Raw genomic sequence first — 16,167 nt, 5'->3', positions numbered from 1 at the left:
CATCTGCGGTTAATTCTCTATTGAGGTTTTATTATTTGGTAAGGTAAATAAAATTAATCAACCTAGAAATTCCTTAATCTCTTGAATTAGTGTAAAATTAATATGCAAACTGAACCAAAACCAGGAACACTTTATATTGTGGCTACACCCATTGGCAACTTAGAAGATATGACTTTTAGGGCGGTGCGAATTTTGCAAGCAGTAGATATGATTGCAGCAGAAGATACAAGACATACAGGAAAATTATTGCAACATTTTCAAGTCAGAACTCCCCAAATCAGTTATTATGAACATAATAGTAATAGTCGCATTCCTGAATTACTAGAGTATTTGCAATATGGAAAAGCGATCGCATTAGTAAGTGATGCAGGAATGCCAGGAATTTCTGACCCCGGATATGAGTTAATTAAGGCCTGTATTGATAAGAATATAAATGTTGTCCCTATTCCCGGTGCAAGTGCTGTAATTACGGCTTTAAGTGCGGCTGGATTACCAACTGATAGATTTATTTTTGATGGGTTTTTGCCGGCTAAAAGTCAAAGACGAAAGGAATATTTAACATCTTTAAAAGGAGAATCTCGAACTTTGGTTTTTTATGAATCACCCCACAGACTACGAGATACTTTAGCAGATTTGGGAGAGATTTTAGGCAGCGATCGCTATGCAGTTATAGCACGAGAACTGACTAAATTATATGAAGAATTTTGGCGAGGAACTATTGGAGAAGGAATTGCTAATTATCAAGAAAAAGAACCCCAAGGGGAATATACTCTTTTAGTAGCAGGAACTCCATCTAATAAACCTCAACTCACAGAAGCCGAATTAAAAAATGAGTTATTATCAATGCTCAAACAAGGTATTTCTCGTTCTCAAGCTAGTCGAGAGATAGCCAAGGATACAGGTTTACCTCGTCGCTATCTCTATCAACTAGCTTTGACAATTGAAATGAATTTGTAAAAATGAATTTGTAAATCTGTAATCAGCCCATAATTGGGCTAAATTTTAGAAGACCTGAATTGAGCGTTTTATTTTCTGATAGGTACAATGCCAATATTAAAACTAATACAAACTCGATCTTCGTTGCTCATATTCATTTCTACACCATGTAAAAGCCAACTGGGAAATATTAACATTGTCCCTACACAGGCTTTGTAGGTTATTCTCGGTAGAGTCCATAAGTTAAACTCTACAGATGGTGGTATGATCATCTGTGATCCTGGTCGAGGATCGCAAAAAAATATGCCGCCACAATTTTCAGGAGCTTGCAAATAGTAAACCCCACTTAAAATGGAATTAGGGTGATTATGTACAGAATTAGCAGCAAATTTACGATTAATAATTCCCCAACAAGTTGTTATTTTGAGGCTGAATTTTTCTAAATCCCATTGTAGAAATGTGGCAACTTCTAAAACATTTTTATTGATAATTTGTGTGAAGTTGTGAAATGATTCTCGTTGGTGTAAATTATCTACACTATGCCATCCTAACATATTTGACCATTGCTCACCTTTACTATCTTGCTGTTCTTCCGTATAGATAGTTTGTAATAAGATGGGATTTAATTGTTGATGATTTTCTACTGGAAAGTGCCAAATAGATGTGGGAAACCAATCATTTCTACAACCAGACATAATTTTGATTTTTAACTTATTTTTTTACTTATATAGAAGATAAGTATCATGGAACTAAGGATTTTAGGAGTGCGAAGACTCCAAAATCCCCAATTATTTGATAATAGCTGATAATAGCTAAAACTAGCGCAATGCTGGTGGTAATCGTGGTCTACCTGTGGAAATTGCATAGTTAATGACTAACAGTTGCAACCATAATCCAGGAAAACGAGTTTCTAACCAAGACTGACTCCATTTTAAAAACTGTGGTAACCATGCTCCCAAAATAACACTAATTAAAGCATGACGGGCAAAGTTGAAATAATTGCCAACCCAACGTAATAAATCTTGCCAACCTGCTAGTTGCCAAATCCACAATAGCAATGGTGGATTTTTGCTCGCTGCTTTCAATGCTAGACGGTTAAAGGTAAACCAATCACAGCGGTCTTTAATGAAATTATCTGTCACTTCTGGGGTTTCATCTACTAATAATCCAAAGAAAGTATTCAACATGGAATTTATCAGTTGGGGAGGGATAAATTTACCAGTGGGAACCATCATTCCCTTAGAAAATAACCACATTACAGCCACATTACTTTGATAAGCACGAATTTTATTTAAGTAATGAGAACTCAATAAATCATGCTTGAGAGCGGTATTTAATAGGGTGGTTAACCGTTCTAAATTACGGACTAAAGAACCAAAACCAGTAAACACTAAAGGAGATTGAAGAGAAGCAGCATCACCAATAGCAATTAATCTATCTACAGCAATTTTGCGATCGCTACCACTTATACTAAAATGTCCTGGTATATAGCCAAAGGTCGGTTTTTTCCAAACTAATTTATCTAAATCACAACGCCGATATTCTGGCAAAATTGTAAAAAAGTCCTCATACATTTCCAACAAAGAACCGGGATTTTTGGCATTTACTTCATGATAGTGAAATAGATAAATTGTTAATTCTTCCCCAACTCCAGGAAACAACTCCCAAATTAATTGTCTTCCCCGAGAAATGTCCCCATGACTATAAAGAACATCCCCATATTCAGAATCCCACACTCCAGGTTCAAAGCCTTTTTCAATTACTGCTCCCACGGTGGGACACACACTATCAAAGGCTCTACCACCATTTAATTGCCAAGCAATGGGTGAAGCAGTTCCCATGGCATCTATCAATAAACGTCCAGTGACTTGCTTTTGATTGCCGGTGGGCAAATGCTTGACATTAATACTCACTTGTGTAACACTAATATCAACTCGCAAAAACTCAGTTTCGTCGGAAATATCGCCACCAGCAGCTTTAAGTTTCTCTCCACATAATGCCAATAACTTCTCTGAATCTAAAGCTATATTTAGAACGGTGGGCGTGTGGAGGACAGGTGCTTTTAACTTAGAGGGGTTATTAGCATCAAAAAACTTATTAAACCCGTCTTGATACTCTCTAGAAATAATTGTTTCTAGTTCAGCATTTGTTAATAAACCCAAATTGATTAAACTTTGGATTTCATCACGGGAAATATTCCATTCTCGGTTCATTCTGCCAAAGGGTAATCGTTCCACTAACAGCACCTTATAGCCCAATTTAGCCATGACTGCTGCATGAATTGACCCCAAAGCCCCACCAATGTAAATGATGTCATATTCAGGACTGATTTTCTCTTTTTTCTGGCTATTCCCCTGATAAAATACGACTTGACGGGGCTTTTGAGGATTTTTCACCCCTTCTCTCCACTGTTGCTCCCACCAGTAAACCCGCTGGAGGTGATATTCCCCATTAGTCATTTTTTGGAAATATTTGACAGTTAGGGGATAATATGGTTCTAGCTGTGGAAAAATTGACTTTTGGGCATCAATCACAGGTGGTTCTGGATAGCAGTTGGGAAAGCGGCTTCTAATTTCCTCGGTTAGATGTTTGAGAATGGGTCTCTCACTGGGAAAAGGTTGTTCTCCCCAACGGAATACTTTCAAATAAGTTGTCCGCTGCACCGACCAAACAAATACAGACAGTTCTACGTCTCTAGCAGCGGTATTTTGAGTCGGTATTTTTCCACGAAAGCCGTTTGGGGTGATGAATTTTTCCCCATGTTCTAGAATAAAATCCTTTTGTAGCCACTGAAGTACGGATATTGTATCAGGGGTAGGAATTTCTAAATAAAGAAGTTCTTGCATATTGTCCTCGTATTCCTCGTAAATCTACTCACCTAGACAGAGTTAAAAAAGGCAGAAACTAGGTTAAACTCTGCCCTAATTAGTTTCATAAAGATTCCATGAAGAATTTTAATGATTAATCAAGTTTATTGTTCATATTGTAAATTTTGTAAACATCAGCCATGAATTATCCTATCCCAGACAGTCCCCAAGAAATTTCTGCACTGAGAAAACAGCCAGTTGATGAAGAATTAGTAGCTGCGGTAATCGCTGGTGTAGTTAAAGTTGTTCGTTCTCAGGGTCAGTCTTTAGACCAATTAACCGCTCAGGTGTTGGAAGATGACCAGATGTTAGATCAACAACAAAGACGTTGGTTAAGTAAGTTGGTTGCCCAAGCATGGGATAATTTTCCCTAAGAGGATGAATGCAATTAAATCAGCGGTTAGAAACCGTATCTACACATACAAAACCCACCAAAGTGGGTTTAGAACCCTTATCATAAACTATAAGGTATAAGTGAAACTTTCCACTAACATACCCGGAACTAAACTACCTCCTAATTGCCGATTTTCGTAAGTTCCGACTTCAGGAATAAATTCTTGGAAGTTGGTGAAATCAACTAAATTTTCTAGTCCCCAAAAACAATAGAGACTTTCATCAAAGCGGAGATTAGCAATGGGGGCAATAATTTCCCCATTTTCTACCCAAAAGCAAGCATAACGAGTCATACCTGTAATTCTACCAGATGGGCGATCGCTCCAATTCAAATAATGTAAATTAGAAACATATAATCCTGTATCTAAACTGGGTAAAATCTGCTCAAAACTCAAATTACCGGGGCTGATTTCTGGAGAACGTAAAGTTTCTGAAATATTCGCACCATTAGCTCGTTTATTGTATTCCTTCGCAGTGCGAGAATTAACTAAACTATTAATTAAAATACCTTTTTCAATTAAAGTTAATTCTGGTGCAGCCATTTCTCCCAAATTATTAAACCGAGGAACTAAACCACTTTTAAAATTTTCTTTTAAAGTAAACTTTTGAGAAAGTTGTTTTTCTTGACGGGATAAAGCAGCTAAAGCACTATTACCTTGTTGAATATCAGCTTCACTAATAGCGCCCCAGGAAAGCATACCCAATAAATCGGCCACCGCAGCGGGAGCAAAATAGGTTTTGTATTGTCCTTTTGATAATTCTTTAACTGGACGAGATAGGATTTCTAATTGCTTTTTCCCATCATTTATTTTAGCTAAATAAGCAGCTTCATTCCATTCAATTCCAGCAAAAGTTCCCTTTACAGCTTGTCCTGATGCCATAAATAGAGAATAATCTAAATTAAATAAATCAGTCGCAAACCAGTGTTTTTGTCCATTAGAATCACCATAACCTCTGATGACAATTCCCCCAGCATACATACCAGTAAAATCTAAATTACTCACAGTTTCCAAAATACTGGGAACTAATATTTCTGGAGTTAATAATTTACCAATATTAACCTCTTGACTGGTATTATTTCCTGATGGTAGAACCAAATAAGGGTCAATTGGTAATAATGGTAATTCATCGCGTAATTCTTGTAAAGCTGTATCAGCTAATTCCCAATCTATTTCCCAATTATTTGTCCAGGGAAACTGACGAAAACTACTACGTTGATTGGCCATTAATGTTAGTTGAATCGAACCATCATGAACATAGCCTGTCTGTCTAACTTTCGCAGAATTAAACCGAGTAAATTGACTGCCTTCGCTGCTAAGTCTGATGGTAAAATGTTCATGCTCTGCTTTTTTAATCAATAGAATTTCCAGAAGTTGATTAAAGGTTTTTTCTAAAGTTGATAATTCTTGGATGTTCATTTTTTAAATTGTCTCTGGGTCAATATTTAATTCTCGCAATTTTGCTGCTAAACCTTCGGCTCTTCTAGCTTCCCATTCTGCTCTTTGGGCTTCTATTTCTGCTCTTTGCAATTGTATTGCTGTTTTTTTAGTTTCCTCTTGGGCGGTTTCTTCTGGTGTAGGTACTAACTCTCCTGCTGGAGTAAAATACCTTAACAATCCTTGGTTAATTCCTAAATATAAACCTAACTGCTCACTCCATAAATGTCCTTTCTCATTTGCTTCTAAAGGCTGATATTTTCCATTTGTTAAATAAAAACCTGCAAATTCTAATGTATAAGGGTCAAACCAAAAATAATCTGGGGTGCGGAAAGTATTTTGATAAATTTCTTTTTTATATTCCTTATCAGTATTGGCTGTACTGGGTGCAAGAATTTCTAAAATGAAATTAGGATATTTACCATCTTCTTCCCAAACTACCCAACTTTTACGAGTTTTGCGTTCAGTTTCTAGGACAACAAAAAAATCAGGATCTCGGAAAAATTGTGATTTTTTTTGGTTAGGACTATAGTAAATAGTCAAATTTCCCGCAGCATAAAAATCTGTTCTATCTTTCCATAACCATTCTAAACATTTGAAAAGTAAAATTATTTGTCGTAAATGTAGTTCTGTTTCCACTGTCGGTTCATCACTGTCTAAATCACTAGGCGGAAATGTTACATCTGCGGAGATGTCTTGTTGAACTTCTAATTCTTGAGCAATGATCATATTGATATGGCATCAAGTAGCTACTTGTTTATTGTAGCATTAATTAAAGATCAATACATTTCCTTGAATTATCTTGAATTATGTAGTTAGGTTGACGCAAGGAAACCAAACATGATCAATCATGTAGTTGGGTTGCGCTATCACTTAGCCCAACCTACTTAAACTTTGCACCATTGCGCGAAACATAATTCATTAACCACCACCAAAAACTTCCACATTGGCAAATGCACAAACTGGTGAACCATGACCTACAAAAATCATTTGATTTGGTTCTCCTTTACCGCAATGAGGCGCTCCATAAATTTGCCAATTGCTACTATCTCCAACTTGAATTAAACTATGCCAAAATTCTGGAGTAGTGGCGCGATAGTTAGGATTACGTAGGGTTTTTGTCAATTTACCATTTTCAATTAATTTCGCATATTCGCAACCAAATTGAAATTTATAACGTTGATCATCTATTGACCAAGAACGGTTAGATTCCATGTAAATACCATGTTCTATACCGGCGATAATTTCCTCAAATGTGGCGTTTCCTGGTTCTAAATTCAAGTTAGCCATTCTGTCTATAGGGGGACGATTCCAGGAACAAGCTCGCGCACAAGCAACACCTGGTAAATCTGCTCTGGTTTGACTTTCTAAACTGCCTAAACCTCTTTGTAAAATCCCTTTTTTAATGATATATTCTTTGGTGGCTATTGCACCAGTATCATCAAAACCATAACTGGCAAATTCACCTGTTACTGTAGGATCAAAGGTAATATTCATCAAAGGTGAACCATATTCTAATTTACCAAAATCATCTTTGGTAACAAAGCTACCTCCAGCATAGTTGCGTTCATCTCCTAAAATCCGGTCAAGTTCTAAAGGATGTCCGATACTTTCATGAATTTGTAGCATCATTTGATCTGGTGCTAAAACTAAATTAGTCCGGGTATTTGGACATTCTGCGGCTGTTAATAATTCTAATGCCTGTTCACCAACCTTTTGGACTTGATGCCATAAGTTATCTTCTTGAAAGAGTTCCCAACCTCCTTGATAATAGTTTGCTTCTTGTCCATTGTTAGTGCGTTGTTGGACGATTTTTCCATCTTTGGCTATGGTGCTAAAATGATTCCCCAATGTGAGAATTTTTTGATATACTTCTGACCCGTTACTACTGATAAACCAAGTTTCTTTTTGATGTGTACTAACTCTGGCTGTTGTTTGCACGATTTTATCGTTAATTTTTAGTCCCTGACAAATCCTAATTAGTAAGTCATTGATCTCTCCAGGACTAATAGCATTAAATGGTTCTAAATATGGTGATTGATATTCACCAACTACTTGAGGACGGATATTTTCACTAATAGGATATATCCACCATTTCCTAGCTGCTAATGCTTGTTTATAGGCAATTTGGGCAGCATTTTGTAAACTAGAAATATTTAAGGAATTAGTAGCAGCATAACCTAAACAGCCATCAACCATCACTTCTATCATTGCTCCCATATTCAATGATTTACCGTTGCTTTGGGGTAAACCATCACGCACATAATTGTGTGTAGAAGTTGTTTTAACGGCTCTAATTCCTACCCAATCGGCTGGTATATTCAAATTAGCGATCGCTTTTGTTAATTCGGTCCACATAATTGCAATTAAAAGTTAAGTAGGTTAACGTTAAAAATTGTTGTTATAGCACTAGGTAATAGGCAAGGGTGAAGAAGTTTTCAGTGATTTTACTTTCCTTGACACAGTTTCGTTTTATTGTGTTGACCTACTTAAATTACACTAGTAAAATGACACAAAACAAAAAATTATTATCTTGACTTTTTGTCATTATACAGCACGGACGTAAATTGTACAATTTCCTATACCGTGGTCATGACTCTCTTCGAGAGGCTACACAAACAAAATTAGGGCTAAAGCCCTGTTACCACTTTATACTTTATTACTTCTTAATTTTCTCTAATAATCTATTTATTCTTTCTGCACACTTCAAAGCCTTTTTTGCCTGATTTGAGGTACTTATTGCTTCATGATATAAAGTTTTTGCAACCTCTAAATAACTTGACCAGTCGAATTTCATTCAAACTCCAAATCTATAGAGAGGTTTACAGCAACTCCTAATGAAGCATTGAGTCACCAATTTCCATCAAATTCATTTTGTTTATTTAAAGCTTCATCTACAGATTCTGGACTCACGCAGATAGAAACAATAAGATATTCCCATTCTGAAGATTCAGGATCAATATACAACTTTAATCTTAATTTCTCAGTTGGGAAATACTTTCTTATCTGTGGATATGCTTCTAGAATAACATCTATCAAATTTGAATGATTTTGCAAAAATCTGTTGACACCAAGAATGTTTTCTATTGTGTAAAATTTAGAAATATAAAGGTTCATCAATTTTTATAATTAATGTAATACCGAATTGATATTGTTGTGGAATTTTGAAACTCTTCATTTTCATTAAAGTTGATATTTTTGATCTTTGAAATTAATCTATATTTAGACTAGCATCAAAACCCTTGATTTTTTACATTCTTAAGGGCAGGCTTTTGAGCCTACCCCTAGACTATTCTTTCAAAACTGTCTTTGATGCGATTCTCGTCTTTTTCCGATCGCTTTTTGAAAGTTCTCCACCAACTTGTAAGCGAGTAGCAGAGGACTGTAACACCGTTACCGCAGTGCTATCACCGATTTGTAAAGCGGTATTAGCAGCAGTTTGTAACATTGTAGCTGCACCTTTTGCGTCGCCTAGTGCCAATTTTGCCTCGGCCAATTGAGTTTGACGATATTTAGCTAAGAGCAAAATTGACTGTAATACCTGAGAATTGAGAGCGGGTTCGTAAGACCTGGTGAAATTAGCATATATTGGCGCTAATGGCGAAAGTAAACCCTGTTTATTCAAAGATGGGTCATCATAGCGAATTTGGATATGGCCAATGACCTGTTTCCCTTCTGGGAATTGTCCCAGATAAATATTCGCTAAAACCACTCGTTCCACATCTTTCATTAAATCCCCCAACCGTAACACTAAAGTTCCATTAGCATCGGTTTCTAGTGGTAACTCAATAGTATCCGGGGCAACTTGGGCTATGGGTTTAAGTTCTGCTAACCGCACACCGGGAACGAAAGATAGCAGTAAATGGGCATTTGTTAACCCTACCAACTGCACCCGACGAAACAACCTGGCAAATTGAGTCACAGCTTGTTCAGGATTCTCGATATAAGCTAGAGTACCACCGCCCGCATCAGCGATTTTCTCCAGTAAATTTTGATTCCAGTCATCACCAAAACCCAGAGTGTTAATTGTGAGATTTAGTTTAGCGGCCTTTTTGGCTAGTTGTAAACAACGTTTATTGTCATTGGGTCCAATTTGCCATTTCCAGATTTGTAGCCCCTTATCCCCATGGCCATCTGTCAGTAAGAAAGCTTGGGAAACAGCGCCTTTTGTGCCTTTAAGTAGTTCTGTGATCCCCAAAGACAAACCTTCAGCAATGACCGTACCGCCAGCCGCCTTTAATTTGGCTTTTAGCTGGGTTTTGATACTATTCCTATCGCTAACGATTTGATTGGGGATAATGACCCTCGCAGTGCCAGCAAAAGCGATAACTGAAATGCGATCGCCTGGCTTTAATTGATCCAATAATTGTTCCACGGCTTGCATCACCGTATTCATGGGTTCACCAGACATAGAACCACTTTGATCGAGAATCAAGCACAGATTTAAGGGCAAAGTTTGTTCAAATCCAGCCGGAATCGCGGAAATAGAAATTGAGAGTTGACGTTGATTACTTACTTGGGCAGCATCAACGTTAGTATCATTTAAAGCCGATATTAGTTTAACTTTCATTGAGGGGAAGCATCTTGCAAAACAGTTTTTGAGACAATTCTGGTTTTTTTGCGATCGCTTTCTGATAACTCTTCCCCGGCTTGCAAGCGTGTAGCTGAAACTTGCAAAACCGTTGCACCATTATTATCACCCATTTGCAAAGCAGTTTTTGCCGCCGTTTGTAACATCGTCGCAGCACCAGCCCGATCACCTTGCTGTAATTTCGTTTCGGCTAACTGGGTTTGACGATATTTGGCTAAAGCTAAAATCCACTGTTTTACCTGGGGATTTAGTGCTGGTTGGTAGTCCCTGGTGACATGAGCGTAAATTGGTACATTAGGGGAGTATAGCCCGATGGGGTTATTGTGGGCGGGGTTATCGTAGCGAACTTGAATATTAGCGATCGCTTGCTTACCTTCTGGCAACTGTCCCACATAAATATTAACCAAAACCACCCTTTCCACGTCTGTCATTAAATCACCTAATCTCACCCCCAATCGGCCATCACTTTCTCTTTGTATTGGTAAATCAATGGTATCTGGAGACACTTGGGCAATAGGTTTTAGTTCTGCTAACCGCACATTTGGCATCAGTGATATTAACAGATAAGCGTTAGTCAATCCTACTGTTTGCATCCGATTGAACAATCTCCCAAACTCAGTTAATGCCTGATCTGGTTGTTGAATATAAGACAACGTACCCATGCCCGCATCAGCAATTTTCTCTAAAACCTTATCATTCCAATTGTCACCAAATCCTAATGTATTCAGGGTTAAATTATAACTGGCGGCTAATTGGGCAAATTTCAAACAGCGTTCATTATCACCATGTTCATTTTCCCCATCAGTGAGTAAAAATGCTTGAGAAACTGTATCTTGTTTACCTTTAGCCAATTCCTCAATTCCCAAACGCAAACCCTCATCAATAGAAGTTCCCCCTTCGGCGCTGAGTTGCTTAATTTGCCTTTTGATCGATTCTGGATCTTTAATTAACTGATTGGGAACTAAAACCTTAGCCCGATGGTCAAAAACAACAACACTGAGCCGATCTTCAGGACTCAAACGATCTACCAACAAACAGGCCGCAGTTTTCACAGTTTCCAGAGATTTTCCCCCCATTGAACCGCTATGATCGAGAATTAGGCATAAATTCAATGGTACAGCCCGATCTATAGTTTCACCACTGGCAGAAATAGAAATTGCTAATTGACGTTGAGTGCTGATTTGATTTGCGTCTACAGCACCATCATTCAGAGCCAGTTGCAAATTAACTTTCATAATTTCAATTTCCTATCTAGTCTACACATACACAATTTTATAGATAACTTCATCAGGTATCTTCCCGACTACGGAAAACAAGTTAATTAGATATTTTAGATATTTAGGTGGTCAGTTGTCAGTTGTCAGTTGTCAAATGGGTAATGGGTAATTGGTGAGTCATTTTCTGTTTTAATCCTGTAAATCCTTCAATCTTGGACATCCTGTACCCCTTACGAGAGGGATTTCCGAGATTTTTCCCAAGGAACTGACATTATTTAGACATATTATAAATTAATATTTTTAATATTTTAATATTTTTCTGGTTATTTAATATCTGTCAAAATAGGTTGTAATACCACCAAATGTAAATTATATCTAGTATCTGCTTGCAAATAGCGCTGTTGTAGTGGTTGCCATTCTTGCCATAATTGATGACGATTGGCGGCTAATAGCGTCTTTAACCCTGGTAATTCCTTATCAAGTTCTGATTTGAAGATATTCTCTAACCACTCATGTAAAACCATATTATCTTGAATCATGCCCAAGATTTCTTGGATATTTTTAACATCATCAACATCAGCAGCAAAAGACTCACCATATAATTCAGTAAATAACTCCATTTGGTAGCGGAGACCTTTAGCTTGTTTCCGCAAACTATGAAGAGTTTCACCTTCTGTTTTTAAATGTTCTTCTAATTGAATTGGTGTCCATTTTGTTTGTATTACTTCTGATTCAATAATTTTAGTCCCAATTAACCATCCAGGGTGTAAGCAGAATTGACTAACTTCTGGTGAGAGTAAATCTGGTAATATATAATAAATTGGTACAGATGAAAAACCTTGATAACTGGGATTTTTTAACCAAGATTCACATTCATTTTTAAAGGATTTATAATGTTCATCTTTAAATGTTTTCTGAACATGAGAGAATGCAATTTCTCGCTGTTTATCCAATTCCGTAAAAGCTGTTTTAAGAAATTCCCGTTCTTTAGCAACTAAATGGGGTTGGTACTTTTTTTCCAAAATTTCTTCAAGGACATCTAAATCTCTAAGACCACCTAAAATCCGGGCAAATTTACCAATATTTTTATCACTAACTGATTTTGGTAAAATTAAATATTTTTCAAATCTACTCACAGCAGTTCTTAACCGTCGCATTCCCACCCGCATTTGATGTACTGCTTCTGGATCTTCGTCTTTTTTAACTGCTTTTTCCCATTTTATAGTTTTTTCAAAATGCTTTTCAATGGCTTGGTGTGCAGTTTCCGCGAGACTTTTGATTAATGTTTCTGTGGAGTTTTTCATAAATAAAAACAATTAGCAATAGAGTAATTTCATTCAAATAAAAATCAGTTTGTTTATACCTCTGTGATCTCTGTCTCTGGAGCGGTTCGTGAAATCAAATACAATTGCTATATCATAATATTTAAAAATATTTAAATATTTTTAAATATTAGTTGAAATAGCCTGTACCGGACAAGTAGGAATACATTGTTCACAAACAATACAACGCGATCGCACAAAAGCGAGTTTATACGTTTCTGGATTAATAGCAAGAGCTTCCGTCGGACAAACACCGGTACATAAACCACAGTGAACGCATATATCCTCATCAATGACAATTTCACCTAAACCCAGGGAAACATGAATATTTTGGGATCTCATCCATTCAATTGCTGCATCTAACTGATCAATATCCCCCAATAATTCTACCACCAATTTACCGATTTGATTAGGCGCAACTTGGGCGCGGATAATATTCGCAGCCACATTAAAATCCTTTGCTAGTCGGTAAGTAACTGGCATTTGAATTGCGCGTTTAGGAAAAGTCAGAGTAACTCTTTTTTTCATTAGCTGGGAAAACAGTAAACTAGATGATGAATTGAATTAATAAGTCTTAATAAATTGATTATGAGTACCGAAGCCCCTCTAAATTCTAGTAACCGCCTCAGAAACTTCCTAATTGTCATTGTAGCTACCCTGCTGGGAATTGCGCTGTTTTTGGGACTTAAGACGGATTCTACCTCAGTTTCCCTGGCAGAATTAGATCAAACTTCTATTCCCTTAGAAGTAGCCGTCAACAATGGAAAACCCTCTCTTGTGGAATTTTACGCTGATTGGTGTACAGTTTGTCAAAAAATGACACCGGACATAGCCAAACTCAGACAACAGTATGACAAAAACCTGAATTTTGTGATGTTGAATGTTGATAATACCAAATGGTTGCCAGAAATGCTCAAATATCGCGTAGATGGAATTCCCCACTTTGTATTTTTGGATAAACAAGGGGAAACCATAGCCGAAACCATTGGTGATATTCCCCGCACTATAATGGCCAGTAATTTAGAAGCCTTAATTATCGGCGCTACCCTTCCCCACATTCAAGGTCATGGCACAACTTCCCAATTTTCCGCCCCAGTCGCAACAGACACTAATCAAGATGATCCTCGTAGTCACGGTAGCCAAGTTGTAAATTAAGGTTTGTAGCGGGTAAGAGCAGAAAAGATGATCAAATCTTGTGGGGTGGGCATCTTGCCTGCCCTACCTGTGGGCATCTTGCCTGCCCTACCTGTGGGCATCTTGCTTGCCCTACCTGTGGGCATCTTGCTTGCCCTACCTGTGGGCATCTTGCTTGCCCTACCTGTGGGCATCTTGCTTGCCCTACCTGTGGGCATCTTGCTTGCCCTACCTGTGGGCATCTTGCTTGCCCTACCTGTGGGCATCTTGCTTGCCCTACCTGTGGGCATCTTGCTTGCCCTACCTGTGGGCATCTTGCTTGCCCTACCTATGCAAAAATTAAACACTATTAACCTAATCTTGTCAATATCATAGCTATCTTTTTTTGATCATGAGTTGCTACAGTGTTTAGTCTTGAAGCCGATAAAGTATTAAGTATGGTATCTAAAGAGATTTCCCGTGTCTGACTCATCCCCAAAGTATCTAATTAGCCTAGAGTTACGAGATTTACTCGTACAAAAACTCAGCACTCTTGAAAAAGACAATGTTTCCTTACAAAAGTCTTTAAAAGAACAGCAAACCCAAACCACAGCCCAAACAGAAGATCTATTCTTAGAACTTTTAGAAGTTGCCGATGCCTTAGAAGCCCTATTATACTATCTGGAGAACAATCCCCACCAAAGTTCAGAATTTATAGCCCGTCTACCCAACTCTATAAGTGCAGTCAATCGCAAATTTCTCAGTATATTAAGAAAACGCCAACTTTTACCTATAGAATTACAGGCAGAAACAGAGCCAGATTTTAACTTATGTCGCGTTATTGACCGGGAGGAAAGAACAGATATCCCAGACCAAACAATTACTAAAATCGTCCGTCGCGGATTTTATTGGGGTGAAAAAGTCCTCCGTCCCGCAGAAGTCATTACCGCTAAATCAGATCATGGTCATGAGGCACAAGGTAATGGGTAAATAAAATCGCTTCTGTTCCCTGAAATTCCCTTATACTCCCACTTACACTGTTAACTATTAACTATGACTCCTGACGAAAGTAATATAAAAGACACTTCTTCACCATCAAAAATGTGGAGTGGTTGGCCAGAAAATTTAGTTTTAATAACTATTGCCCTGAGTTTAGCACTCTTGATTCGGACTTTTATCGCTGAACCACGCTTGATTCCTTCCGCATCAATGTATCCAACTTTACATACAGGCGATCGCTTGGTAGTAGAAAAAGTATCATACCATTTTCATCCTCCCAAAATCGGTGATATCGTCGTTTTTAACTCACCACCAGAATTACAAAAACGGGGGTATCCTCAAAGCCAAGCCTTTATTAAACGGGTAATTGGTGAACCAGGAACAGTAATTAGCATCTCCCAAGGACTAGTTTACCTCAACGGTCAACCTTTAATAGAAGACTACATCGCTGAACCACCAAATCTTCCATTTCCAGAAATTCAAGTCCCAGAAGGTGCATTTTTCGTTATGGGAGATAACCGTAATGATAGTAATGATTCTCGCTACTGGGGTTTTGTCCCTAGTGAAAATCTCATTGGCCGGGCTACATTTCGCTTCTGGCCTCTTGACCGCATTGGCGTACTCTAGTTTGGCTTCCACACCCCTCTGGAAGTTAAGTCCCGTTTAGACAATATAATTTGAATTTGCTACTGCGTGGATTTCATGAAACAACCCACGCAGACGCGTTTTGTCTGGTCATTTAATCTCAAACTTACTATAGGTTCATTTTTTAGCTTCATTTTTTATTCACCAATTCTCATACAGGTTTTGGCTTAAATTGTTCCATAACGTACTCCATAACTACAGGTGACAAAGTATATTTACCTGCTTTTTCCTGAATTAAAGAGCGTGAATGTAGCCTTTCTATTGCTTGCCAAAAATGGGATCTAGAAATATGAGGTAATATATTTGCTAAATCAGTAATTGTTGTTAATTGCGAATTAGTTGCCAAATAATAGATGATTTGCTTTTCTATATCCCAGAGACAATTTAACTGTTGTTCTAGCAACCTGTGAAGATGATAACTGACTAATAGGGTATTCTGTGCTAGATATTTGTTAATATCACCATTAAATAATTTGATGATAGCATTAACAGCTATTTGAATTTTTAAAGGATTATTACCATATAAATTGCATAATTCATATTTTTGTTGTTCTGTCCCCAATAGTTGTTTTGATTGTATCAAAGAAAACGCTACTACTAAAGAACCAAACAACTTCAAAGAACGTACTGAGGATGACCAGTTTTCCA

15 protein-coding genes and 1 pseudogene are annotated in these 16,167 nt (G+C 37.5%); 5 read left to right on the top strand and 11 right to left on the bottom strand.

Going from position 1 to position 16,167, the window contains the following annotated elements; genetic code table 11:
* The first annotated feature begins 102 nt into the window (after positions 1–102).
* Positions 103–957, top strand: coding sequence for a 16S rRNA (cytidine(1402)-2'-O)-methyltransferase (gene rsmI, locus H6F39_RS10160; RefSeq protein WP_137906857.1), 855 nt, complete (start codon positions 103–105; stop codon positions 955–957).
* 68 nt (positions 958–1,025) lie between these two features.
* On the opposite strand, the gene H6F39_RS10155 is transcribed toward rsmI, so the two are convergent.
* On the bottom strand, positions 1,026–1,631 hold the full coding sequence (locus H6F39_RS10155; protein ID WP_137906856.1) for a TIGR02466 family protein: 606 nt from the start codon (positions 1,629–1,631) through the stop codon (positions 1,026–1,028).
* 123 nt (positions 1,632–1,754) lie between these two features.
* Positions 1,755–3,782 carry an NAD(P)/FAD-dependent oxidoreductase gene (locus tag H6F39_RS10150; protein ID WP_137906855.1) on the bottom strand — a complete coding sequence of 676 codons (2,028 nt, stop codon included), beginning with the start codon at positions 3,780–3,782 and terminating at the stop codon, positions 1,755–1,757.
* A 161-nt stretch (positions 3,783–3,943) separates the two neighbouring features.
* Between H6F39_RS10150 and H6F39_RS10145 the strand changes: the two genes are divergently transcribed.
* The gene (locus H6F39_RS10145) at positions 3,944–4,177 is read left to right on the top strand and encodes a hypothetical protein (RefSeq protein ID WP_137906854.1); all 234 of its coding nucleotides are present in this window, start codon (positions 3,944–3,946) and stop codon (positions 4,175–4,177) included.
* A gap of 87 nt (positions 4,178–4,264) precedes the next feature.
* On the opposite strand, the gene H6F39_RS10140 is transcribed toward H6F39_RS10145, so the two are convergent.
* From H6F39_RS10140 to H6F39_RS10105, 8 genes are all read right to left on the bottom strand, one after another.
* Complete coding sequence (locus H6F39_RS10140) at positions 4,265–5,614, bottom strand: TldD/PmbA family protein (protein WP_190396647.1); 1,350 nt, start codon at positions 5,612–5,614, stop codon at positions 4,265–4,267.
* A 3-nt stretch (positions 5,615–5,617) separates the two neighbouring features.
* Positions 5,618–6,361, bottom strand: coding sequence for a Uma2 family endonuclease (locus H6F39_RS10135; protein ID WP_190396646.1), 744 nt, complete (start codon positions 6,359–6,361; stop codon positions 5,618–5,620).
* Between the two features lie 192 nt (positions 6,362–6,553).
* On the bottom strand, positions 6,554–7,990 hold the full coding sequence (locus H6F39_RS10130; protein WP_137906851.1) for a TldD/PmbA family protein: 1,437 nt from the start codon (positions 7,988–7,990) through the stop codon (positions 6,554–6,556).
* Between the two features lie 492 nt (positions 7,991–8,482).
* Entirely contained in the window at positions 8,483–8,749 is a 267-nt protein-coding gene (locus H6F39_RS10125; RefSeq protein WP_162501169.1) for a hypothetical protein, read from the bottom strand.
* A 172-nt stretch (positions 8,750–8,921) separates the two neighbouring features.
* Positions 8,922–10,202 (bottom strand): VWA domain-containing protein, encoded by a 1,281-nt coding sequence (locus H6F39_RS10120; protein ID WP_190372126.1) that lies wholly within the window; start codon positions 10,200–10,202, stop codon positions 8,922–8,924.
* Positions 10,199–11,458 (bottom strand): VWA domain-containing protein, encoded by a 1,260-nt coding sequence (locus H6F39_RS10115; protein ID WP_137906848.1) that lies wholly within the window; start codon positions 11,456–11,458, stop codon positions 10,199–10,201. Before H6F39_RS10115 ends, H6F39_RS10120 begins: the two co-directional genes overlap by 4 nt.
* 305 nt (positions 11,459–11,763) lie before the next feature.
* The gene (locus H6F39_RS10110; RefSeq protein ID WP_190372125.1) at positions 11,764–12,744 is read right to left on the bottom strand and encodes a CHAD domain-containing protein; all 981 of its coding nucleotides are present in this window, start codon (positions 12,742–12,744) and stop codon (positions 11,764–11,766) included.
* Positions 12,745–12,885: 141 nt separating this feature from the next.
* The gene (locus H6F39_RS10105) at positions 12,886–13,290 is read right to left on the bottom strand and encodes an NIL domain-containing protein (RefSeq protein WP_137906846.1); all 405 of its coding nucleotides are present in this window, start codon (positions 13,288–13,290) and stop codon (positions 12,886–12,888) included.
* A 60-nt stretch (positions 13,291–13,350) separates the two neighbouring features.
* Between H6F39_RS10105 and H6F39_RS10100 the strand changes: the two genes are divergently transcribed.
* The 3 genes from H6F39_RS10100 to lepB all read left to right on the top strand — a co-directional run bounded on the left by H6F39_RS10100 (position 13,351) and on the right by lepB (position 15,501).
* The gene (locus tag H6F39_RS10100; protein WP_137906845.1) at positions 13,351–13,917 is read left to right on the top strand and encodes a thioredoxin family protein; all 567 of its coding nucleotides are present in this window, start codon (positions 13,351–13,353) and stop codon (positions 13,915–13,917) included.
* A 438-nt stretch (positions 13,918–14,355) separates the two neighbouring features.
* Positions 14,356–14,865 (top strand): nucleotide exchange factor GrpE, encoded by a 510-nt coding sequence (locus tag H6F39_RS10090; protein ID WP_137906843.1) that lies wholly within the window; start codon positions 14,356–14,358, stop codon positions 14,863–14,865.
* A gap of 63 nt (positions 14,866–14,928) precedes the next feature.
* Positions 14,929–15,501, top strand: a complete 573-nt coding sequence (gene lepB / locus H6F39_RS10085) for a signal peptidase I (protein ID WP_137906842.1) — start codon at positions 14,929–14,931, stop codon at positions 15,499–15,501.
* 169 nt (positions 15,502–15,670) lie between these two features.
* Here the strand turns inward: lepB and H6F39_RS10080 are convergent.
* Positions 15,671–16,167: pseudogene (locus tag H6F39_RS10080) on the bottom strand (hypothetical protein); the annotation flags it as partial.

Origin of the sequence: Dolichospermum sp. FACHB-1250, from assembly GCF_014696335.1 — a bacterium.
GTDB lineage: Bacteria > Cyanobacteriota > Cyanobacteriia > Cyanobacteriales > Nostocaceae > Dolichospermum > Dolichospermum planctonicum.
The sequence above is the reverse complement of the archived record's forward strand: the minus strand, read 5'-3'. Positions and strand labels throughout refer to the sequence as shown.